Source organism: Pedobacter sp. AC379 (assembly GCF_979258145.1).
This window is the reverse complement of the sequence record NZ_OZ409839.1, coordinates 5,385,708-5,409,659: the sequence shown is the minus strand read 5'-3', so window position 1 is coordinate 5,409,659 and position 23,952 is coordinate 5,385,708. Positions and strand designations below refer to the sequence as shown.

15 protein-coding genes and 1 pseudogene are annotated in these 23,952 nt (G+C 39.1%); 10 read left to right on the top strand and 6 right to left on the bottom strand.

Features of this window, described 5'->3' with window-relative positions:
* Positions 1-164: 164 nt before the first annotated feature.
* The 6 genes from ACZZZW_RS23250 (at position 165) to ACZZZW_RS23225 (ending at position 9,643) form a co-directional block, all read left to right on the top strand.
* A complete protein-coding gene (locus ACZZZW_RS23250; RefSeq protein WP_463497055.1) occupies positions 165-2,897 on the top strand; it encodes a DUF1553 domain-containing protein in 2,733 nt (910 codons plus the stop codon).
* Between the two features lie 11 nt (positions 2,898-2,908).
* Positions 2,909-4,420 (top strand): DUF1501 domain-containing protein, encoded by a 1,512-nt coding sequence (locus ACZZZW_RS23245; RefSeq protein WP_463497052.1) that lies wholly within the window; start codon positions 2,909-2,911, stop codon positions 4,418-4,420.
* 103 nt (positions 4,421-4,523) lie between these two features.
* The gene (locus ACZZZW_RS23240) at positions 4,524-5,456 is read left to right on the top strand and encodes a sugar phosphate isomerase/epimerase family protein (RefSeq protein ID WP_055907540.1); all 933 of its coding nucleotides are present in this window, start codon (positions 4,524-4,526) and stop codon (positions 5,454-5,456) included.
* 6 nt (positions 5,457-5,462) lie between these two features.
* Positions 5,463-6,857 carry a c-type cytochrome domain-containing protein gene (locus ACZZZW_RS23235; protein ID WP_055907538.1) on the top strand — a complete coding sequence of 465 codons (1,395 nt, stop codon included), beginning with the start codon at positions 5,463-5,465 and terminating at the stop codon, positions 6,855-6,857.
* Positions 6,858-7,658: 801 nt separating this feature from the next.
* Positions 7,659-8,996: a GH1 family beta-glucosidase gene (locus ACZZZW_RS23230; protein ID WP_055907532.1), complete on the top strand. Its 1,338-nt coding sequence runs from the start codon at positions 7,659-7,661 to the stop codon at positions 8,994-8,996.
* 215 nt (positions 8,997-9,211) lie between these two features.
* Positions 9,212-9,643, top strand: coding sequence for a putative signal transducing protein (locus ACZZZW_RS23225; protein WP_055907528.1), 432 nt, complete (start codon positions 9,212-9,214; stop codon positions 9,641-9,643).
* A 909-nt stretch (positions 9,644-10,552) separates the two neighbouring features.
* On the opposite strand, the gene ACZZZW_RS23220 is transcribed toward ACZZZW_RS23225, so the two are convergent.
* The 3 genes from ACZZZW_RS23220 to ACZZZW_RS23210 all read right to left on the bottom strand — a co-directional run bounded on the left by ACZZZW_RS23220 (position 10,553) and on the right by ACZZZW_RS23210 (position 16,886).
* A complete protein-coding gene (locus ACZZZW_RS23220; protein WP_055907525.1) occupies positions 10,553-12,832 on the bottom strand; it encodes an aconitate hydratase in 2,280 nt (759 codons plus the stop codon).
* Positions 12,833-13,023: 191 nt separating this feature from the next.
* A complete protein-coding gene (locus ACZZZW_RS23215) occupies positions 13,024-15,789 on the bottom strand; it encodes a bifunctional aconitate hydratase 2/2-methylisocitrate dehydratase (RefSeq protein ID WP_463497045.1) in 2,766 nt (921 codons plus the stop codon).
* Positions 15,790-16,217: 428 nt separating this feature from the next.
* Positions 16,218-16,886 (bottom strand): polysaccharide deacetylase family protein, encoded by a 669-nt coding sequence (locus tag ACZZZW_RS23210; RefSeq protein ID WP_055907519.1) that lies wholly within the window; start codon positions 16,884-16,886, stop codon positions 16,218-16,220.
* Positions 16,887-16,906: 20 nt separating this feature from the next.
* Between ACZZZW_RS23210 and ACZZZW_RS23205 the strand changes: the two genes are divergently transcribed.
* The 4 genes from ACZZZW_RS23205 (at position 16,907) to ACZZZW_RS23190 (ending at position 21,468) form a co-directional block, all read left to right on the top strand.
* Entirely contained in the window at positions 16,907-18,400 is a 1,494-nt protein-coding gene (locus tag ACZZZW_RS23205; protein ID WP_235526041.1) for a TolC family protein, read from the top strand.
* 75 nt (positions 18,401-18,475) lie between these two features.
* Entirely contained in the window at positions 18,476-19,816 is a 1,341-nt protein-coding gene (locus tag ACZZZW_RS23200) for an efflux RND transporter periplasmic adaptor subunit (protein ID WP_082458715.1), read from the top strand.
* A 171-nt stretch (positions 19,817-19,987) separates the two neighbouring features.
* Positions 19,988-20,989: an NAD(P)H-dependent glycerol-3-phosphate dehydrogenase gene (locus ACZZZW_RS23195; RefSeq protein WP_055907512.1), complete on the top strand. Its 1,002-nt coding sequence runs from the start codon at positions 19,988-19,990 to the stop codon at positions 20,987-20,989.
* 137 nt (positions 20,990-21,126) lie between these two features.
* Entirely contained in the window at positions 21,127-21,468 is a 342-nt protein-coding gene (locus ACZZZW_RS23190) for a hypothetical protein (RefSeq protein ID WP_055907509.1), read from the top strand.
* Between the two features lie 51 nt (positions 21,469-21,519).
* Here ACZZZW_RS23190 and ACZZZW_RS23185 read toward each other — a convergent pair whose 3' ends face one another.
* The 3 genes and pseudogenes from ACZZZW_RS23185 to ACZZZW_RS23175 all read right to left on the bottom strand — a co-directional run.
* Positions 21,520-22,023 carry a hypothetical protein gene (locus tag ACZZZW_RS23185; RefSeq protein ID WP_055907506.1) on the bottom strand — a complete coding sequence of 168 codons (504 nt, stop codon included), beginning with the start codon at positions 22,021-22,023 and terminating at the stop codon, positions 21,520-21,522.
* 259 nt (positions 22,024-22,282) lie between these two features.
* Positions 22,283-23,614: a 30S ribosomal protein S12 methylthiotransferase RimO gene (gene rimO / locus ACZZZW_RS23180; RefSeq protein WP_055907601.1), complete on the bottom strand. Its 1,332-nt coding sequence runs from the start codon at positions 23,612-23,614 to the stop codon at positions 22,283-22,285.
* Positions 23,615-23,695: 81 nt separating this feature from the next.
* Positions 23,696-23,863, bottom strand: a pseudogene (locus tag ACZZZW_RS23175) (GxxExxY protein); the annotation flags it as partial.
* Between the last annotated feature and the right edge of the window lie 89 nt (positions 23,864-23,952).

Here is a 23,952-nt window from a genome sequence, read left to right as displayed (position 1 = left end):
CTAAATTTTTTTTCTTCATCTTTGGTTTAAGCGAGGGTTAACAAAGGGGCTATTTAGCCAATTAACGCAATTTGTTACTTTGATTATTGTTTAGTATTGTTTAACATTGTGTATAGATGTTAAGTTGCTAAACATTAGTTTAATTTATACTAACCAAAATGTTGTTGAAAAAGAAAATGTTGTTTGCCTCTGGCTTTCTGCTAATTGCGACTGCTTTAATTGCCTTTTCGCTTTTTTCTTCTGAGAAAGAGGTTGATTTTAACACCCAGGTTAAACCTATTTTAAATAAAAAATGCATTTCGTGCCATGGTGGCGTTAAACAGCAAGGTGGTTTTAGCGTGCTGTTTAGAGAAGAAGCACTTGCCAATACCAAAAGTGGTAAGCCGGCAATTATTCCCGGTAATGCAGAAGCCAGCGAATTTATAAAACGCTTAAAATCCAACGATCCCGAAGAAAGGATGCCTTATAAACACCCTGCCTTAAATGGTGAGGAGATTGATGTGTTAAGCAGCTGGATAAACCAGGGCGCAAAATGGGGGCAGCATTGGGCCTACGTAAGTGTTAAACCTACTAATGTGCCTGATGTAGATAATGACTGGGTGCGCAATGACCTGGATAAATTTATTTTTGCAAAACTCAAAGAAAACAAGTTCGAACCTTCCAAAACAGCCGATCGGGCAACTTTATTAAGAAGAGCGAGTTTGGATCTGATTGGTACTTACCCTTCAGAAAAACTGGCGAAATTTTACCTCAATAGCGAAAACGAACCTCAGGCATACAGTATATTGGTAGATAGTTTGCTGGCATCGCCAAAATTTGGCGAGCGTTGGGCTTCTATGTGGCTGGATATTGCCCGGTATGCCGATACAAAAGGTTATGAGAGCGACCCTAACAGAAACATCTGGAGCTACCGCGATTGGGTGATTAAAGCCTTTAACCGGGATATGCCATATGATCAGTTTATCACCGATCAGATTGCTGGCGATTTATTCCCCAATCCAACCGATGCTCAATATATTGCTACCGCTTTTAGCCGGAACACGCCCACCAATGATGAAGGTGGTACAAACAACGAAGAATTTAGAACATCGGCAGTGTTGGATCGCGTTAACGCAACCTGGGAAGGGCTGATGAGTACAACGTTTTCTTGCGTACAGTGCCATAGCCATCCATACGATCCTTTTAAGCATGATGAGTATTATAAATTCATGTCGTATTTTAACAATACAAGGGATGAAGATGTGCAGGCCGAATATCCTTTATTCAGGAATTTTAACGATAGCTTAAAAAACGAGTTAAATACTTTAACAAGCTGGGTTAAAGCTGTTGCAGGTAAAGAAAGAGCAGATCAAATGAGTTTGTTTTTAAAAACAGGTGAGCCTACAATAAATTCAACCACGGCTGATCAATTGGTTAATTCGGTAATTGGCAACAATAACATTGCGTTATATTTTAAAAATAGTTCATCGGCCAGGTTAAAATCAGTAAACCTTCAGGATATAGATCAACTGATTCTGCGTTACAACTGTAACCAGCCAAACGGCACAATGAGTTTGCACCTTGGTTCGGCAAACGGACCGGTTATTAAATCGTGGAAACTTGCTCAAACACAGGGTTATGAAAATGTAGCGATTGATTTTCCTAAACAGAGCGGCTTGAAGGACGTATACTTAAACTATACAAATGCCTCGGTAAAAAATCCTGATCAGTTTATGGTGTATTTCGACTGGTTTTATTTTACAAAGCAATTTCCTGGCAAGGGTAAGCCAGAATACGCAGCCAAAAAGAAAACGTTTACTGATTTAATGAATGCCAAGGTGCCTACTACACCAATAATGGTCGAAAATCCTTTGAGCATGCAACGCAAAAACTATGTGTTTGAGCGTGGTGCGTGGACATCAAAGGGTAAGGAGGTAAAAGTTGGGGTGCCAAATTCTCTTGCTTTTGCTATGCCCAAAAATGCACCTGATAACCGCATGGGCCTTGCAATGTGGCTTACCGATAAAAGAAATCCGCTGGTATCAAGAACAATGGTTAACCGCTTGTGGGAGCAGTTATATGGAGCAGGTTTGGTAGAAACCCTCGAAGATATGGGTACGCAGGGCATGGCACCAACCCACCAGGAGCTGTTGGATTTTATGGCTTACCAGTTTATGCACAAATACAACTGGAGCGTTAAAAAAATGTTGAAAGAGCTGGTGATGATGGCCACTTACAGGCAAGACAGTAAGGTATCGGAAGAATTAAAAGAAAAAGACCTTTTTAACAAGTTTTATGCCCGTGGCTCGCGCATCAGGCTTAGTGCTGAGCAGATAAGAGACCAAAGTTTGGCTGTTTGCGGGGTACTGAGCAACAAAATGTATGGCCCGCCAGTAATGCCCTGGCAGCCCGAAGGAATTTGGTTTTCGCCTTATAGTGGTGCCAAATGGATTACCAGTGGTGGCGAAGAACAGTACCGCAGGGGTATTTATACTTATTGGAAAAGAACGGCCCCATATCCATCAGCTATTGCTTTCGATGGGGCATCGCGGGTAGTTTGCAGTCCGCGGCGAATCCGTACCAACACCCCTTTGCAAGCCCTTGTTACCTTAAATGATAGTGTTTACATCGATCTGGCCAGAAAACTGGCAGCACGTATGGATAAGGTTGGCGGGAACAGCAGCAAATCAAAAATTTCAAAGGGATATGAACTCATTTTATATAAAGTAATCCCTCAAAACCGGTTAAAAATATTTGAGGATTTATATGCCCAAGCTTTTGATGAGTTTAAAAAGAATGCGGCTAACGTATCGGCTTTTATGGGCGATAAACAAAAGAAATACAAGCCAGAGGATGCAGCAATGGTTTTAGTGGCAAATGCAATGCTCAATCTGGACGAAGTGGTTACCAAAAATTAATCTGATTCATTATGACAAGAGACGAGTTAAACGCTCATCGGTTAATTAAAGAAGCACATGAGGCCAATGCGCAACTTCATTCGCGGAGGCATTTTTTAAAGGAAAGTGCAATGGGCCTGGGTGCTTTAGCGATGGGATCTTTATTGGGTGGCTGCGGCAATCTTTTTTCCAGTCCACAAACTAAAATTGCTTACGATCCGGCACATCCTTTATTGCCAAAATCGCCACCCTTGGTTGGTAAGGCCAAAAGTGTAATTTATTTACATATGGCGGGCGCACCGTCTCAATTGGAGCTGTTTGATTTTAAACCCGAACTGATGAAAATGGATGGGCAAGACTGTCCGCCATCACTGCTGGCAGGCAAAAAATTTGCGTTTATCACTGGCGTACCAAAAATGCTGGGTCCACAGGCGGTATTTGCCAAGCATGGTCAGTCTGGTGCTTTGGTAAGCGATAATCTGCCACACTTTTCTACTATGGTAGATGATGTAACTTTTTTAAAAGCGGTAAAAACCGATCAGTTTAACCACGCACCAGCTCAATTATTGGTACATACCGGTTCGCCACGTTTGGGCAGACCAAGTATGGGCAGCTGGGTTACTTATGGTTTAGGATCAGAAAATCAGAATTTACCCGGATATGTAGTGCTTACCAGTGGAGGAAGTTTTCCTGATGCCGGCAAAAGTGTTTGGGGGAGCGGTTTTTTACCTTCAGTATACCAGGGTGTACAATGCCGCAGTGAGGGCGATCCGGTACTTTTTATCAAAGATCCTGATGGGATGAACCGCGATTTAAGAAAAGCATCTATCGAGGCCATCAACAAAGCGAATGAACAACAATATCATGAATATAACGACCCGGAAATTTTATCGCGGATAGCACAGTACGAAATGGCTTACCGCATGCAGATATCGGCCCCGGAAGTGATGAATATTAATGATGAACCCGCCTACATTCATGAAATGTATGGAACACAACCTGGTAAAGCTTGCTTTGCCAACAATGTGTTGCTTGCCCGTAAACTGGTAGAAAAAGGAGTACGGTACATTCAATTGTTCGATTGGGGTTGGGATGCGCATGGCGATAGTTCGAATAACTCGCTCAACATTGGCTTAAAAAATAAATGCAGAAGCATCGACAGGCCGATTACTGCTTTACTGATGGATTTGAAACAACGTGGTTTATTGGAAGAAACTTTGGTGGTTTGGGGTGGTGAATTTGGCCGCACACCTATGATGGAAAATAGAAATGGTATTCAAAACCCATTTAAAGGCAGAGATCACCACACAGAAGCATTTACCATCTGGATGGCAGGCGGAGGTGTTAAAAAAGGCTTTACCCATGGCGAAACCGACGAAATAGGTTACAGTGCCATCAGCGGTAAAGTGGATGCTTTCGATGTTCAGGCCACGATATTAAACCAGTTGGGTTTCGACCACGAACAGTTTACTTACCCTTTTCAGGGCCGGCCGTTCAGGTTAACTGATGTAGCAGGTAAGGTAATAAGGGAGGTTGTGGCGTAGGTTCTAGTCGGAGGATAGAAGTTTTGAGTCCAAAGTTTAGAATAGAAATACCACCATTCAATAATCCAATCATAAATAAAATAACTCATTCAATCATTAATTCATGTCTCAAACCAGGAGAAAATTCTTACAAAATACCGCCCTTGTAACGGTGGCTTCGTATTTGGCACCCCTACAGGATGTTAGTCCACATGCGCTTAGCAGGGTAAAAACTAAAGTAGGGTATGAACTTTTATTTATGCAAACCGATTGGGGTTTTGAAGGTACAAGAGATGAATTTTGTGCAGCCGCAAAAAAGGAGGGGTACGAAGGAATTGAGGTGTGGTGGCCTGGAGAAGATAAAGCAGTGAAAGAACTTTTTGATGCCGTAAAGAAATATAAACTTGAGATAGGATTTTTATGTGCCGGCTCACAGGCAAATATTGCAGATCATCTGGCATCATTTAAAAAAAATATAGATGCCATTTGCGCCAATACCTATCAGAAACCACTTTACATCAATTGCCATTCGGGGAAAGATTTCTTCACATACGAAGAAAATAAACGGATTATCGATTATGTAACAGCCAAAAGAAAATCATCAGGGATACCAATTTATCATGAAACGCACCGGAGCCGGATGATGTTTGCCGCCCCGGTTGCAAAGCATTTTGCCGAAAAAAATCCTGAAATAAGGTTCACCCTCGATATTTCACATTGGTGCAATGTGCACGAAAGCTTACTGGCTGATCAAAAGCAAACCATCGACTTTATTTTGGAAAAAACAGATCATATCCATTCCAGGGTAGGGCATCCCGAAGGTCCGCAGGTAAACGACCCAAGGGCACCTGAATGGGCCAAAGTAGTAGAGGCGCATTTGGCCTGGTGGGACAAGGTTATTGCCAGGAAAAAGAAAAACGGAGAACGGATGACGATCCTAACCGAATTTGGCCCGGCAGATTATATGCCAACTTTACCCTACACCCGCCAGCCTGTTGCCGATCAATGGGCAATAAATGTGTATATGATGAATTTATTAAGAAAAAGATATCAATAAATAAAGATGCTTGAGTTTTTTGGCCGTTTTCATCCTGTTTTTGTTCACCTTCCCATCGGCATTTTATTGTTGGCTTGCATCTGTATTGTACTGTCGCTCAAAGCCAGCTTTGCAAATCTAAAGCCTGCAATTTCCATCATGTTGCTTTTAGGCGCATTAAGTGCCATTGTTTCTTGCATAACCGGGTATCTTTTGGCAAATGGAGGTGATTATGATGTCAATTTGGTTAGCAATCACCAATGGATGGGCATTAGCGTTGCCGCGTTATCGCTTGTTTTTTGGATCATTTACAATAAAATTAAAGCTAAAGGGATATTGGGAGCAGTTGCAGTTATCCTTACTGTACTGATTTCTATAACAGGCCATATGGGTGGATCTTTAACCCATGGATCAGATTATTTAACCGCACCCCTAAAAGAAAGTGGCTTAAAGGGAGCTGCGGCCATTCCTGCAATTCCAAATGTGCAGGAAGCATTTGTTTACCAGAATGCAATTCAGCCCCTCTTTAGAAACCGTTGTTACAGTTGCCACGGCAGCGAAAAGCAAAAAGGAAAACTCCGGTTGGATGAAGAAGTTTATATTTTAAAAGGAGGAGCAAACGGGGCTGCCCTGGTAAAAGGTAAGGCTGAAGAAAGTGAACTGGTTAAGCGAATTCTGTTGCCATTAAATGATGAAGACCATATGGCACCTAAAGAAAAGCCACAGCTTACCGCTAATGAAATTGCTTTATTAAAATGGTGGATAAAGAATGGTGCTGATTTTAAGAAAAAATTTAAAAACCTCCCTCAAACACAAGAAATCAAACCTGTTTTAGCAGTGTTGCAAAATGGTGAAGCAGCAAATGAAGAAATAAAAAATACCGATATCCCGGAGGAAGAAGTTTCGCCTGTTGATGAAAAAGTACTTAAAAAGTTTACTGATGCAGGTGTAACCATAATTCCTGTTTCACAAAATACAAATTACCTTTCGGCAAACTTTATCAATGTAAAATCGATGGGTAAAGAGGTGTTGGATCTTATTAAATCGGCAGATAAACAGCTGCTTTGGCTTAAACTCGAAAATAAGTATGTAACCGATCAAACACTGGCAGCCATTAAAGATTGTAAAAACTTAACCCGGTTAAACCTAAACAATACCCAGGTAACTGATGCTGGTTTGGTAGCCCTAAAAGATTTAGATCAGTTGCAATCATTAAGTTTGGTAGGTACTAAAATTACAGCCAGGGGAATTAATCAGTTAAAAAAACTTCAAAATCTAAAGTACCTCTATATCTATCAAACTGGGATAAATAAAGCAGATCTGGCTGGCATCAAAAAAGTATTGCCAAAGGTAACTGTAGATACCGGAAATTATAAGATTCCTATCCTGGCGCAAGATACCACTGTAGTTAAAGCACCATAGCCAACAATAGCAGATAAGTAGCTTTTAGGTAGCGAGTCGGAGCTTTTAGGTAGTGAGTAGGAGCTTTTAGGTAAAGGGTCGGAGCTTTTAGGTCAAACGATTGGGGTCAGAGGGCAAACGATTGGGGTCAGAGGGCAAACGATTGGGGTCAGAGGGCAAACGATTGGGGTCAAAGGTCAAACGATTAGGATCAAAGGTCAAACGATTAGGGTCAGAGGTCAAACGATTGGGGTCAGAGGGCAAACGATTAGGGTCAGAGGGCAAACGATTGGGGTCAGAGGTCAAACGATTAGGGTCAGAGGGCAAACGATTGGGGTCAGAGGTCAAACGATTAGAGTCGGAGGTCAAACGATTAGGGTCAAAGGTCAAACGATTGAGGTCGGAGGGCAAACGATTGGGGTCAGAGGGCAAACGATTAGGGTCAAAGGTCAAACGATTGGGGTCAGAGGTCAAACGATTGGGGTCAGAGGGCAAACGATTGGGGTCAGAGGGCAAACGATTGGGGGCAGAGGTCAAACGATTAGGGTCAGAGCTCAAACGATTGAGGTCGGAGGTCAAATGATTAGGGTCAGAGGTCAAACGATTAGGGTCAGAGGGCAAATGATTGAGGTTAAAGGTCAAACGATTAGGGTGATGATAGGGTCTGTTCAATAAAATGTGTCAAAAAGAAAATTAATATTAAGGCTAATCACGAATAAAAATATATTTCAGTTTCCTATTTGTAGCCTAAAAGTCTTTTCTGCACTTTATTAATGATTTGTTAATATTAAACTTGCAACTTATGGCAATTAATTTGTAACAATGGTTAATGCAAGCAATTTTGGTCAGGATTTTTTATGGGGTATAGCCACCGCTGCTGCACAGATAGAGGGTACGGCAACTCAATATGGTAAAGGGCCTTCCATATGGGATACCTTTACCGCCAAAAATGGTAAAATAAAAAAGAACCATAAATTAGATCCCGCCTGCGATTTTTATCATCGTTATGCCGAAGATGTTGCCCTGGTTAAACTTTTAGGCTTTAAAGTTTTTAGGTTTTCAATCGCCTGGTCGCGCATTTTGCCCTTAGGTAGGGGAGAAATCAACCAGGAAGGAATCCGTTTTTACCACAACCTTATCGATGAATGTTTAACAAACGGCATTACCCCTTATATTACGCTTTATCATTGGGATTTACCCCAGGCTTTGGAAGATGAGGGTGGCTGGACAAGCTTCAGCATTAATGCGGCTTTTAATGCTTTTGTAAGCATTTGCGCCTTGGAATACGGCGATAAGGTAAAAAACTGGATTGTGCTGAATGAGCCTTTCGGCTATACCTCACTAGGGTATATGCTGGGTGTACATGCCCCTGGCAAAACTGGTTTAAGTAATTTTTTTCCTGCTGTTTTACATACCGCATTGGCACAGGCCGATGGCGGAAAAATATTGCGTGCTGAGGTTAGTAATGCCAATATTGGTACTACTTTCTCCTGCTCGGAGGTGATTCCAAATACGCAAAGCGATAATGATATACTGGCTGCAAAACGTGTAGACTGTTTAATGAACCGCTTATTTGTAGAGCCTACCTTGGGCATGGGTTTTCCTACTGCCGATTGGGATGTATTGGAGAAATTTCAAATTGAATATGGAACATGGCGGCTTCAGGAAAGGATGAAATTTGATTTTGATTTTATCGGACTTCAAAATTATTTTCCATTAACTATAAAATACAATGCTTTTATTCCGGTTATCCAGGCTTGGGAAGTAAAAGCGAAAAGCAGGAAAAAGCCTCATACTGCTATGGGATGGGAAATTAATGCCCAAAGTTTTTATAACATTATCAAACAGTTTTCGGCTTACCCAAATGTTAAAAACATCATCATTACAGAAAACGGAGCTGCTTATCACGATAAATTGACCGATGGAAGAATAGAAGATCCTGAGCGGATTGAATATTTTAAACTTTACCTCAGTGCGCTTTTAAAACTTAAAAATGAAGGGGTTAATGTAACTGGTTATATGGCATGGACATTAATGGACAATTTTGAGTGGGCTGAAGGATTTACAGCCCGGTTCGGGTTAATTTACAACGACTTTAAAACCCAGCAGCGAACCATTAAGGATTCTGGCTATTGGTGGCAGGAATTTTTAAAGCAATAAGTAGATCATCTATGTTCTTCAATCCTATATACTGCTCATCTTAAGTTTTTTATAAATCGGTTTAGGATGATTTAACAAAGCCATATTTAAGAGCGGTGGCTTCGCAGCATCCCCTATTTAATTATGAAAGTTATTATATTAGCTAATCTTATGCGCTAAGCACATTTGTTTCTTATTTTAAATCTGCGAAAGCTTTTTTTATCTAAATTAACATCATGAATGATAGAACTGTTGTTTATAAAACCTTTTATAACCCCATAGAAGGCAACATTGTTAAGGCAAGACTGGAAGATAGTGGTTTTTCATGTTTCCTTGCAGATGAAAATGTTTCTACAATTTATCCTTTATATAACCAGGCAATTGGAGGAATTAAATTAATTGTTTTCGAAGATGATGTAGATCAGATCAATCAGCTTTTGGCTGAAGATAACAGCACCCTTGTTCATGATGGTGAAGAACCACAGCACCAGCAGGAAGAGAAGATTCTTTGCGAGGTTTGCGGATCTGACAATGTTGGTTATGGAATGGCAACAAAAAAGAAATTTAGCTGGTGGGTTATTTTAATCTCATTCTTTGTTGCGGTTTATCCTCCTTTTAAAGGCAATAAATGCTACCATTGCTACAATTGCGGTCATGAGTTTAAATAATTATTATAGAATAACGGAGAGGTGTTATGCTGAGCCTGTAGATGGGCTTTATTAAGAAAGCCCTAAATAAATCGTCATTGCAAGAAGGCTTTTCCAGCCGACGAAGCAATCTTTCCTGTAAATATCGCTTAATACCAAGGTCTGTGTCCCCACAGACCTTTCATACATAACTGCGTCTTAAATAGTCCTCGTTTGTAACGAGGATTTCTGAGGTACGCATTTGCAATGCGAAAATAATTCCTTTATGAGCGATAAAATCGCTTTACTCGTACATCCTCGTTACAAACGAGGACGATGTAGTTTATTAAGATATTCCTAAATAAATCGTCATTGCGAGAAGGCTTTTTCAGCCGACGAAGCAATCTTTCCTGTAAATATCGCCATCATGAAAGATTGCTTCGTCGTTCCTCCTCGCAATGACGATCGTTTTAGTAACACCAAGGTCTGTGTCCCCACAGACTTAAATAGTCCTCGTTTGTAACGAGGATTTCTGAGGTACGCATTTGCAATGCGAAAATAATTCCTTTATGAGCGATAAAATCGCTTTACTCATACATCCTCGTTACAAACGAGGACGATGTAGTGTCTCCACCAAGGTCTGTGTCCCCACAGACCTTTTTACGGAATATTCCTAAATAAATCGTCATTGCGAGAAGGCTTTTTCAGCCGACGAAGCAATCTTTCCTGTAAATATCGTCATCATGAAAGATTGCTTCGTCGTTCCTACTCGCAATGACGATCGTTTTTATTAAACACCAAGGTCTGTGTCCCCACAGACCTTTACATTACCATCATTCTCTTCGCAATCACGGCATTTTTGATATTAAAAAATCCCGTTCTGAATTAACAAAACGGGATTGATATTTTAAACGCTAGAATCCCGACTTCAGTAATCGGACTCCTAACTAATTAAAGTGCTGCTTTAGCTGCGGCTTCTGCGCGGATAATATTTAACGCACCACCAGCTTTAAACCACTCAATTTGTTGTGCATTATAACTGTGGTTAACCGCGAACTGCTCTTCAGTACCATCAGCATGGTGCAATACCAATGTTAAAGGTTTATCTGGAGCAAATTCTGTTAAACCTAAAATATCGATGGTATCATCTTCCAATATTTTATCGTAATCATCTTTATCAGCGAAAGTTAAACCCAGCATACCTTGCTTTTTTAGGTTGGTTTCGTGGATACGGGCAAAAGATTTCACCAATACGGCACGAACACCCAAATGGCGGGGCTCCATAGCGGCGTGTTCACGGGATGAACCTTCACCATAATTTTCATCACCAACTACGATAGAGCCTAAACCAGCTGCCTTATAATCGCGTTGAGTTGCTGGTACAGGACCATACTCTCCGGTTAATTCATTTTTAACGTTATCGGTTTTATCATTAAAGTAGTTAACCGCACCGATAAGCATATTGTTGGAGATATTATCCAAGTGACCACGGAATTTTAACCACGGACCTGCCATAGAAATATGATCCGTTGTACATTTCCCTTTGGCTTTAATTAAAAGTTTCAAGCCTTTTAAGTCTGTACCTTCCCAAGGGGTAAAGGGATCTAATAATTGTAAACGGTGAGAAGTAGGAGAAACCAAAACCTGAACGGTTGATCCATCAGCTGCTGGTGCCTGGAAACCTGCATCATCTACAGCAAATCCTTTAGTCGGCAATTCATCCCCTGTAGGCGGATCTAATTTAACCTGCTCACCTCTATCGTTGGTTAAGGTATCTGTTAACGGATTGAAACCTAAATCACCTGAAATGGCAATTGCAGCAACCATTTCTGGCGAAGCTACAAAAGCGAAAGTATTTGGGTTACCATCGGCACGTTTAGCAAAGTTTCTGTTAAAAGAGTGTACGATTGTATTTTTTTCTGCTTTTTCTGCACCCGTACGGTCCCACATACCAATACATGGTCCGCAGGCGTTGGTAAAAATTGTGGCATCTAAATCTTCGAAAGTTTTTAAGAAACCATCACGGTCTGCGGTATAACGAACCTGCTCAGAACCAGGGTTAATACCGAAAGCTGATTTGGTAACCAATCCTTTTGCAATAGCCTGGTTGGCGATAGAAGCCGCTCTTGATAAATCTTCGTATGATGAATTGGTACAAGAACCGATTAATCCCCATTCTACTTTTAAAGGCCAGCCATTTTTCTCTGCCTCAACTTTCATTTGTGAAACAGGAGTAGCTAAATCCGGTGTAAAAGGACCGTTTAAATAAGGCTCAAGGGTATCAAGGTCAATTTCAATTACCTGGTCGAAATAGCTTTCAGGGTTGGCATAAACTTCTTCATCACCTGTTAAATAGGCCGCAATTTTATTTGCTTCATCAGCAACTTCATTTCTACCTGTGGCACGTAAATAACGTTCCATGCTTTCATCATAACCAAAAGTAGAAGTTGTTGCACCAATTTCGGCACCCATGTTACAGATGGTACCTTTACCAGTACAACTTAAATTAACAGCTCCATCACCAAAATATTCTACAATAGCCCCAGTACCACCTTTTACGGTAAGGATACCGGCAACTTTAAGAATTACATCTTTGGCGGCAGTCCAGCCGTTTAATTTTCCTGTTAACTTAACACCGATTAATTTAGGGAATTTAAGTTCCCAGGGTAAACCAGCCATAACATCGCAGGCATCGGCACCGCCAACACCAATTGCAACCATACCTAAACCACCTGCATTAACCGTGTGAGAGTCGGTTCCGATCATCATACCACCAGGGAAAGCATAATTTTCTAAAACTACCTGGTGAATAATACCGGCACCTGGTTTCCAGAAACCGATACCATATTTATTGGATACGGATGATAAGAAATCAAAAACTTCTGCGCTTTCGGTTTTGGCATGAGGTAAATCTATTGCAGCACCTTCTTTAGCTGTAATTAAGTGATCGCAGTGAACGGTAGATGGAACGGCAACTTGAGGCCTGCCCGCCTGCATAAATTGCAATAAAGCCATTTGTGCAGTTGCATCCTGCATCGCAACGCGATCTGGTGCAAAGTCTACATAGTCAGAACCACGTTTAAATGCCGTTTTAGGATCTCCATCCCAAAGGTGTGCATATAATATTTTTTCAGATAATGTTAAAGGTCTGCCAACTATTTTACGGGCAGCTTCTACACGGCTACCAAAGTTTGCATACACCTTTTTGATCATGTCTATATCAAAAGCCATACTTTATTTTTTATAATTATTGTCAATAATGGGACTACCTAAATTAAACAAATTTTAACAGACTTGTTTTTGTGAATTGTCAAATTATGTTATTTAAAAACATTCTATGCAAATTTTACATAAAACAAAAAGGCCATTCTGTTTACCAGATAGCCTTTTTATTGTTAACAAATAATACGCTTATTTGTTTATTACTGTTTTGTAGAAATAGGGGTAAACTTGGTTAAGTTAATGCCTTCTACTGCTACTTTATATTCTTCAATATTTGGAATACGACCTAATATGGCAGAAAGTACAACCACCGGAGTTGATGCCAGTAAGGATTCGCCTTTTTTGCCATCTTTATCTTCTACCACACGGCCCTGAAATAAACGGGTTGAAGTAGCCATTACCGTATCGCCTTTGGCTGCTTTCTCCTGGTTACCCATGCAGAGGTTACAACCCGGGCGTTCCAGGTACATAATGTTTTCATATTCTGTACGTGCCGAGCTTTTTGGTAAGGCATCGCTAAATTCAAATCCAGAGTATTTTTGTAAATATTCCCAGTCGCCTTCTGCTTTCAGCTCATCAATTATATTATAAGTAGGGGCAGCAACAACCAACGGCGCTTTAAAGGTAACACTACCAGTTAATGTTTCAACGTTTCTCAACATTTGAGAAACAATTTTTAAGTCGTCTTTATGCACCATACAAGAACCTACGAAGCCAAGATCTACTTTTTTATCGCCACCGTAATAAGTTAAATCCCTGATGGTATCGTGCGTATAACGTTTTGAAACATCTGCATTATTCACATCCGGATCAGCAATCATCGGTTCGTTGATGAGGTCAAGATCAATAACTACTTCTGCATAATATTTAGCGTTATTATCCGGCATTAAAGCGGGTTTAATACCAGTTTTAATTTCTTCGATTCTTTTGTTTGCTTTATTGATTAAACCCTGTAAAACCTGGTTATGGTTGTCCATACCTTTGTCTATCATGATTTGAATACGGCTTTTAGCAATTTCTAAAGATTGGATCAGGGTATCATCCTGCGAAATACAGATAGACGCTTTCGCTTTCATCTCTGCAGTCCAATCTGTAAAAGTAAAGGCTTGATCGGCCAATAAAGTACCTATGTGTACTTCAATAATGCGGCCCTGGAATACATTTTCACCATCAAACTGTTGCAACATCTGCAATTGCGTAGCATGAACCACATCACGGAAATCCATGTGTTCTTTCATCTGGCCTTTGAAAGTTACTTTTACCGATTCAGGAATTGGCATAGAAGCCTCGCCTGTTGCCAGTGCCAAAGCTACCGTACCAGAATCGGCACCGAAAGCTACCCCTTTAGACATACGCGTATGCGAATCGCCGCCAATGATAATGGCCCACTCATCAATCGTAATGTCATTTAGTACCTTGTGAATAACATCCGTCATAGAATGGTATTCGCCTTTAGGATCACGGGCAGTAATTACACCAAAATCATTCATAAACTTCATGAGTTTAGGAATGTTTGCCTGTGCTTTTTTATCCCAAACGGATGCAGTATGACAACCTGATTGGTAAGCTCCATCAACAATCGGAGAGATTACCGTAGCCGCCATTGCCTCTAATTCCTGGGCGGTCATTAAACCTGTTGTATCCTGAGAACCTACAATGTTTACTTCAACACGCACATCAGAACCTGCATGTAAAACTTTACCTTGTGTTAAGCCTACTGCATTTCTGTTGAAGATTTTTTCTACAGCAGTTAAACCCTGGCCCTCTATTGAAACTTCTTTAGCAGGGGCAAAAACCAACGGAGCTTCAATGCCTAAAGTTTTGGCCGCAAATGTTTGGATTTTTTTACCAAATACAATTGCGTAAGAACCACCCGCTTTAATAAATTCAACTTTTTGTGGTGTTAGAGCTTTCGAAATATCAATTAATTCCTGTTCGCCGTTGTACAGTTTTTTGGTTCTGGTATTGATGGTAAGTACTGTACCTGTTTCTATTGAGTAAACCTGCTCTAAAATTGGCTCATCGTTTTCGTTACGAATCACATTGCCGTTTTCGTCGGTTTTCTTTACCCAGTTTTTAAGGTCGATACCGATACCGCCAGTTACATCAACCGTTGTTAAAAAAATAGGAGAAATACCATTGGTACCACCAACAATAGGAGCAATGTTTACAAATGGAATATATGGACTTGATTTTTTACCTGTCCACAGGGCCACATTGTTTACGCCCGACATACGAGAAGAACCAACGCCCATTGTGCCTTTTTCGGCTACGAGCATTACGCTTTTATCGGGATGTAGTTCCTGTAAAGCTTTTATTTGTTCCTGAGCTTCAGGTGTGATCATACATTTACCATGTAATTCACGATCAGAACGGGAGTGTGCCTGGTTACCTGGCGATAATAAATCCGTAGAGATATCACCAATACCAGCAATGAAAGTTACTACTTTAATTTCTTCAGCAATTGGAGGTAATTCTGTAAAGAATTCGGCCCTTGCGTAGCTTTCCAGTATTTCTTTGGCAATTTCATTGCCATTGTTGTATGCTTCTTTTAAACGATCGGTATCTGCATCGTACAAATAAACCTGTGTTTTAAGTACGTTCGCTGCTTTATGTGCTTTATCACCATTATCAGCAAGGGCGATATCTAACAATACTTTGATAGAAGGGCCGCCTTTCATGTGCGATAATAATTCGAAAGCGAAATCAGGTGTGATTTCTGGCACGATGGTTCCGCCTAAAATAATTTCTTTTAAAAACTCGGCTTTTACACCAGCTGCCGCAGTGGTACCGGGCAAGGTGTTGTAGATGAAAAAATTAACAGCATCTGCTCTGTTAAAATTATTTACATTTTTGATTTGGGAGATGATTTCACCTAATAATTCGGCTCCATCAATAGGTTTAGGATGAAGACCCTGGGTTTTCCTGTCTTCAATATCCTGGATATAATCGTTATAAATACTCATCTTAGTTATTTTATCCTTATTGATGAGCGCAGGTGCAATAAAAATGCACAAGTGCTTTCCATCGAAAGAATACTGTTATTACATTTTAATTTGTGGTTTCCGAGTGTAAAAACGCAGTTTTTAACGGCCAAAGCAAAAATAACAAAATGCAACCTTTAAATGTAATTTAACCAGTCGATAACGTAATTTGGAATTGATCTAAATTGCAAGGTATACAAGCTAAAAATTGCCTTCTAGGAAGGTATTAACCGAGCCATTGTCAGTTAATAAAAAGAATAATAAAAGCAGCATGATGTGATTGTGTTTAACCGTTCGTTATCGAACAGCTTTGTGCGATTTTGAACAGTTATTTAATGGTCATTAACTTAACGTTTTGATCTTAAGTGGTTTAAACGGCGCCAGAGCCTTGGCATAACATTGGCTTACCGCTAAAGCGATGAAAACTTAAAACCTTTTTCAGTAAAATAAGCCAATACCTTGGGCAGGGTGTAAGATAAACGGTCGAATGCTTTTAAACTGTCGTGAAATACAATTATAGAACCATTTTCGGTATGTTTAATTACGTTTTTATAACACTTTTCGGGCGGTAGATTGGTGTCGAAATCACCGCTGAGCACATCCCACATTACGATGTTGAGCTGGGAGCTGGGCGCTGGGAGTTGGGAGTTGTTTGTCGCTGTAGACTGCGAACGCAAAACTAACGATTCCAAACTTTTGATCTGGCTTTTCTTAATTCTACCGTAAGGTGGGCGGAAGAGGTTCGATTGAGTGAGTTGCTGGCATTTTAATGTGTTTTGGAGATAGGTTTCATCGTCGGTTTTCCAGCCTTTTAAGTGGTTAAAAGTATGGTTGCCGATGGCATGGCCGGCGGTTTTTACACGTTCAAAAACGTCGGGATGTTTTACAATATTATCGCCAATGCAAAAAAATGTAGCTTTAGCATTGAAGGCTTTTAAAGTTTTTAGTACAAAATCTGTAACATTGGGTATAGGTCCATCGTCAAAGGTCAAATAAATAACTTTTTCGGTGCGGGATTTATTCCATAATAGCGATGGATAATACCATTTTAGCAGAAGCGGTGATTTGATCAGGTACATTTTAGCAACAAAGTTACTAAATGCCTGTACAGATTGAAATTATTAAAGTTGTTTATATAGATTTGAAACAAATTATGAAGATGTTTACCAAGAAAAAGTTAATTACCGGTTTTGCTTTTGTTGTAGTCCTCGGTTTTGCCAGTAATGCCAATGCCCAGCAAGTTTTAACCATCCAGCAGGCAGTAGATAATACCCTTAAAAATAATTTACAGATCAAACAGGCAGCTATTAGTGCTGCTTTAACTAATGAAACGCTCAGCCAATCAAAAAATGCGCTTTTGCCAACACTTAATGGTGCGGCAAGCTATAATAAAAACTTTGGCCGTAGCATCGATCCATCAACCAATCAGTTTATATCACAACAATTTTCATCAGCTAATGGTAGCTTAAGTGCAAGTGCCGATCTTTTTCAGGGTTTCCAGAAAATTAATCAGATCAGACAGAATAAACTGTTGCTTGCTGCTGATCAAACCAATGTAGAAAAAATAAAAAACGATCTGATTTTGCAGGTAGTAACCTCATATATGCAGATTTTATACAATAAAGATTTACTCGCCGCCTCACAGCAACAACTAGAAGTTGCCAAACAGACTTTAAAAAGAGAGCAAGCATTATTAGATGCCGGAAACAAAACGCTTGCAGACATTTCTCAGGCAAAATCGCAAGTAGCAACAGCCGAACTGAATACCACAAATGCTCAAAATACATTATCGGTTTCTTATTTAACTTTAAATCAATTGATGGAAATGCAACCAGAGAATAGGTTTGAAGTGCAAGCCCCAGCTATTGCCGAAAATTATTCATTACAGAACAGTTATGATATCAACACTATTTTTGCAAGTGCAGTTACTTCATTCCCTGATATTAAATTGGCGGCTTTAAGAACTGAAGCTGCATTGAGGGGTGTAAGTGTTGCCAAATCATCTTATTATCCACGCCTTTCAATCGGTGGTGGTTTAGGCTCAAATTTCTCTAGTGGAAGAAGTAAAGTGCTTGCAGTTACCCCTAATGGTTTTTCAGAAATAGGAAGAACATTAGGTACAAATGAATCTGTTGTAGCCCCTGATTTTGTAACTATTTTAGGTAAGCAGGCATTTGGTTCTCAGATTGAAGACAACTTTAACCAATATGTTGGATTAAATCTTTCAATTCCAATTTTTAATGGTTTTCTAGCCAGAACAAACGTTAGAAAGGCAAAAATCAACTATCAAAATACCCAGGTACAGGAGCAACTGACCAAAAATAATTTAAGTAAAGTAATTTCGCAAGCTGTTTACGACGTGAAAGCAGCAGAAAGCCGTTATTCTTCTACACAAAATGCTTTTCAGGCCCAAAAAGATGCTTTCTATGTTATTGAGCAACGTTACAATGTTGGTTTAGTAAATTCATTAGATTATAGCACTGCACAAACCAATAGAAATAAAGCTGAAATTGATTTTATTCAAGCCAAATACGACCTTTTATTCAGAGCTAAAGTAATTGATTATTACCTTGGCAAACAGATAACCTTTTAACTAATTTAAAATTGAAGGCTATTTAAAACCTTTAACGATTACAACCTTATACAAACAAAAGAAATACAATAAATTATGAAACTGAAGCATATCATTATCATCATAGTTGCTATCGTAGCCATTCTAACCATTCTAACCCTAACGGGAGTTATTGGTGGTACTAAAACAGAGAAAGTAACTACAGAAAAAGCATCAGATAAAACTGTTGTAGAAACAGTAACTGCAAGTGGTAAAATTCAGCCAGAAACTGAGGTAAAATTAAGTTCTGAAGTATCAGGTGAGGTTGTAGAGTTAAAAGTTAAAGAAGGTGATATTGTTAAAGCCGGACAATTACTTTGTAAGGTGCGCCCGGATGTTTTACAATCGGGTTATGAAAGAACAGTAGCTACATTTAATGCTCAAAAAGCTAGTGTGGCTGCAGCACAACAACAATTGATACAAAACCAGGCTAACTTTGTAAATGCAGAGGCAACCTATAAACGTAATGTAGAACTGTTTAATAAAAAAGTAATTTCTGCATCAGAATTCGATTCGGCTAAAGCGGCATTTTTAACAGCAAAAGCCAATTTGGCAAGTGCAAAAGAAAATGTAACCGGTGCGAGGTTTACCTTAGAGCAAACAGGTGCAAATGTTAAAGAAGCGGGTGCAAATTTAGCTAAAACCACTATATATGCCCCGGTTGATGGCGTGGTATCAAAATTATCGATCGAATTGGGAGACCGTATTTTAGGAACTTCTCAAATGGCAGGTACAGAGATTATGCGGATCTCTAATTTATCATCAATGGAGGTGAATGTAGATGTGAATGAAAATGACATTACCCGTGTTAAAGTTGGCGACAAAGCTTCAATTGAGGTAGATGCTTTCTCTGATAAGAAATTTAGGGGTGTGGTAACTGAAATTGCAAGTTCATCAACCGCGGTAGGTACTACGGTATCAACTTCAGTAGATCAGGTAACCAATTTCTCAGTAAAAATTAGAATTACCGAAGAACTGGCCGGTAAACAACAATCTATTTTCCGCCCGGGTATGTCGGCCACTGTTGATATTGAAAGTGAATCGTTAACAGGTTTGGCTATTCCAATCCAGGCTGTATTTACGGATAACGCAAAATCTGGTGATGCTGGTCAAAATCAAGGTAACCAGGAAAATACTGATAAGCAGAAATCAAAGTTGACTGATAAGAAGGTGAAACAATACATTTATGCTTATGATGCGAAAACCAAAAAAGTGAAAAAGACAGAGGTAACTACAGGGATCCAAAATGACCAATACATTATTGTTAAATCTGGTGTTAAATCTGGTGAAGAAATCGTTACCGGTCCGTATTCTGCGATCCAAAATAAATTAAAAGACGGGATGGTTGTAGAAAAAACAGCTAAAGACCAATTGTTTAGCAAAGACGCTAAGAAGTAGTTTATAAATACCCGCAAGAAATAGTAACTTGCGTTGTTTAAGGTGTATTCCTAAGGTTAGGGTGTAAGGTTTACGGTATGAGGCAAATGGTCTTAAACCCTAAGCCTTACACCTTTTCCTTATACCTTTAAGAAGGCCCTATACCTTTTACTTTAAACCTTTTTTATAATCATGGTACCTAAAATAGCGATGATAGGGGGCGGGAGCTGGGCTACTGCCATTGTAAAAATGCTTGCAGATAATTTAGCTGAAAAGGAAATTTTTTGGTGGATGCGGAATGAAGCAGCCATAGCGCATATTAAAAAATTTAAGCATAACCCTAATTATATTAGTTCTGTTGAGATTAAACTTAGTGAAGATGATCATATTTCATCTGACATCAACGCCGTTATAAAATCTGCCGATTTCGTAATATTGAATGTGCCGGCAGCATTTTTAAAAACAACACTTGCTGGCATCACCCCGGAAGACTTAAAAGGAAAAAAAATAGTTTCTGCCATTAAAGGGATTGTTCCGGAAGATAACCTGATTATCGGTGAATTTATGCACGAAAATTATGGTATCCCATACCATGATATTTTAGTTGTAAGTGGGCCATGCCATGCAGAAGAAGTGGCTTTGGAAAAATTATCGTACTTAACCATTGCCTGTACAGATGTGATACAGGCCGGTACATTTGCTTCTTTATTAAATACACGTTACATTAAAACAAATGTATCAGATGATATTTTTGGGACGGAGTACGCTGCGGTTTTAAAAAACATTTATGCAGTGGCAAGTGGTATTTGCCATGGTATAGGTTATGGAGATAATTTTCAGGCAGTGCTGATCAGTAATGCCATACGTGAGATTAAACGCTTTGTTGATGCCGTACACCCCATTAACCGTGATATTAAAGAATCTGCATACCTTGGCGATTTATTGGTAACTGCCTACTCTCAGTTTAGCCGCAACCGTACTTTTGGCAATATGGTAGGAAAGGGTTATACTGTAAAATCTGCACAGTTGGAAATGAATATGATAGCCGAAGGTTATTATGCAGTAAAATGTATGCACATTAAAAACCAGGCATACCATGTAGAAATGCCAATTTGTAAGGCTGTACATGCAATTCTTTACGAAAACCGTTCGCCACATATCGAGATGAAGCTCCTGGCAGAAAAATTAAATTAATTGATTGTTCGGCAAGCTAGATCTGATTTAAAATATTGAGGCTGTAAATGCTAAATGTTGTTTGTTTCCAATCTATTTGAATTTAAAAACAAATCACCTAACTGTCTGTTATAGCTTTAAATAAAAATATAGCTGTCATGAAAAAGAAATTAGTAATGGGTATGTTAACACTTGCCTTGTTTGGTGGTGTTGCCTTAAATGTGAATGCGCAAGAAAAGAAAACTGAAGTTGGTAAAGCATTAGATCATACTGGTAAAGCAATTGGTAAAGGTGCAAAATCGGTAGGTAATAAAACTGCAGAAGTAGCGGTAAAAGGTAGCTCAAAAGTTGCTGATAAAACCTGGAAAGGTAAAATGGCACCAGATGGAAGTGATGTTTACATCAATGCAAAAAATGAAAAATATTACGTAAACTCAAAAGGTGCTAAAATCTGGTTAAAAGCCAGTCAAATTAAAAACAGGCCTGAGCCTAAAAAATAAAAAAAGTCCCGGTGAATATTCACCGGGACTTTTTTTTACCACATATTGCCACTATATCTTTAACCTGTAAATGCCATCAAAATACGAATTGGTAGCGGGCTGAACTTCTCTGGCTGCTTCTGTTTTATCGATCAATAATTTTTCTACAAGATTATTATTTACCTTCAAATTAAGCTCATATAGTTTGTTATCTCCAAGTTTAAGATAAAAGGTGCTTTCTATACTTTTAGCCAGGTTAGGTATTTCATAAGAGGTAAGCTGATAATAATCTATTTTTTGGTTATTGCCGAAACTAAAAGGTGGGCGGATTTCAAATTGAATCTTTTTAACTGCGTTATTAGCATCTTTCGAAAATAACTGGATCTGGTTTTTATCGAAATAACCGGATGTACTTGGATTAAGTAAATCTACGTCGGCATTATTTTTAATCACTAAGATTAATGGTGCGGTTGAAATAGGCGAACACGCACATAAACCACCGCCACCTACTCCTGCTTTTTTGCAACCTAAATTGGCGATAAAAATCACCATGAGCACAATTAAAATTTTTTTCATCTGATTTGGTTTTTGTTTAATATGGTTATAAAGGATTAGTTATAAGTGCTTTATGTCTGTGTTATATTAAACGGCTAAAAAGTCTGAATCGCTACAGTTGAAATAATAATCATGCAATTGTTGCTGTTGAAACTTTTATCTAAGCATTCTTTCTTTAATAAATTTTGAAATAATTCCGACAGCTATTGGATCAGGGTTACCAATATAACAAAAAAGCCCGGAAATGTAATTTCCAGGCTTCAGTATCTTTGAGTGATTACTAAATAATGGTTCCGTATAAATCGAAATCTTCAGCTCTATCGATCTTTACATTAACAAAACTTCCGTTTGCCGCATAACCTGTTGATGCATCAATTAAAACTTCATTATCAACCTCTGGTGAATCAAATTCGGTTCTTCCGACAAAGAAATCCCCTTCTTTTTTATCCACCAGTACTTTAAAGGTTTTACCTACTTTTTCCTGGTTAATATCAAAAGAAATCCCTTGTTGAATTTCCATAATATCATCTACACGTTGTTGTTTTATTTCATCAGGAACATCATCAACTAAAGTATGTGCATGGGTTTTTTCCTCATGTGAGTAGGTAAAACAACCCAAACGGTCGAATTTGGTTTCGGCAACCCATTCTGCCATTTCTTCAAAATCGTATTGGGTTTCTCCTGGATAACCGCAGATTAAAGTGGTACGCATGGCGATATTTGGTACTTTATCTCTGATCTGGTTTACTAAATCAATGGTTTTTTGCTTGGTTGTACCACGGCGCATTGATTTTAGCATGTTATCGGTAATGTGCTGTAATGGCATGTCTAAATACTTACAGATGTTATCGCGCTCGTTCATTGCATCTAAAATCTCCATCGGAAAACCAGAAGGGTAGGCATATTGCAGGCGGATCCACTCAATGCCTGGTACATCAGATAAGCGGCGCATCAATTCATCAAGCTTGCGCACTCCATACAGGTCTAAACCGTAATAGGTTAGGTCTTGAGCAATTAAAATTAATTCTTTAGTTCCGTTTCTGGCTAATATTTTAGCTTCGTTAACCAATTCTTCCATTGGTTTGCTTAAGTGCTTTCCTCGCATTAATGGGATGGCACAGAAAGAACATGGACGGTTACACCCTTCAGCGATTTTGAAATAAGCAAAATGTGAAGGTGTAGTTAATAAACGCTCACCAATAAGTTCGTGCTTGTAATTTGCGCCAAGCTCATGTAATATGTTTTGTAAATCGTTGGTACCGAAAAAAGCATCAACATTTGTAATTTCTGATTCTAGCTCAGGCTTATAGCGTTCGGATAAACATCCTGTAACGACTACCTTACCAATTTTGCCGGCTTCTTTTAGTTCGCTAAACTGTAGGATGGTATCAATTGATTCTTGTTTGGCATTGTCGATAAAACCACAGGTATTGATCACAACGATATCATCTTTGCCCATCTTATCTGATTCATGTACAACGTTTAAATTGTTGCCACGTAACTGCCCCATCAATACTTCCGAATCGTATATGTTTTTGGAACAACCTAATGTAATTACATTAATTTTAGGCTGTTTAATTGCGCTTTTACTTCTTACTATTTTGGTATTCATATCAATTTTATTTACGCTTTCCTTGCGGCTTGATTCCACAGATTTAGCGATTCCACAGATTATCATGTGGATATATAAGGATTATAAAGCTATCTTTTTGACTTCACAACTTGTATTGCCAAAATTAATCAATAATCCGGTTTTAATTTTACTGGCTTTTAAGTATGATATAAGTTGACTTTGAAATAACTTAGGCTGAAATCCTGTAACAGATTTTAATTCTACGATTACTTTCTGTTCTACTGCAAGGTCGCATCCAAATTTTCAAATCACCTTACTTTCAAACATCAATACAAACTCCTTCTCAATATCAAAACACGAAGTGAGCCTAGTAACTA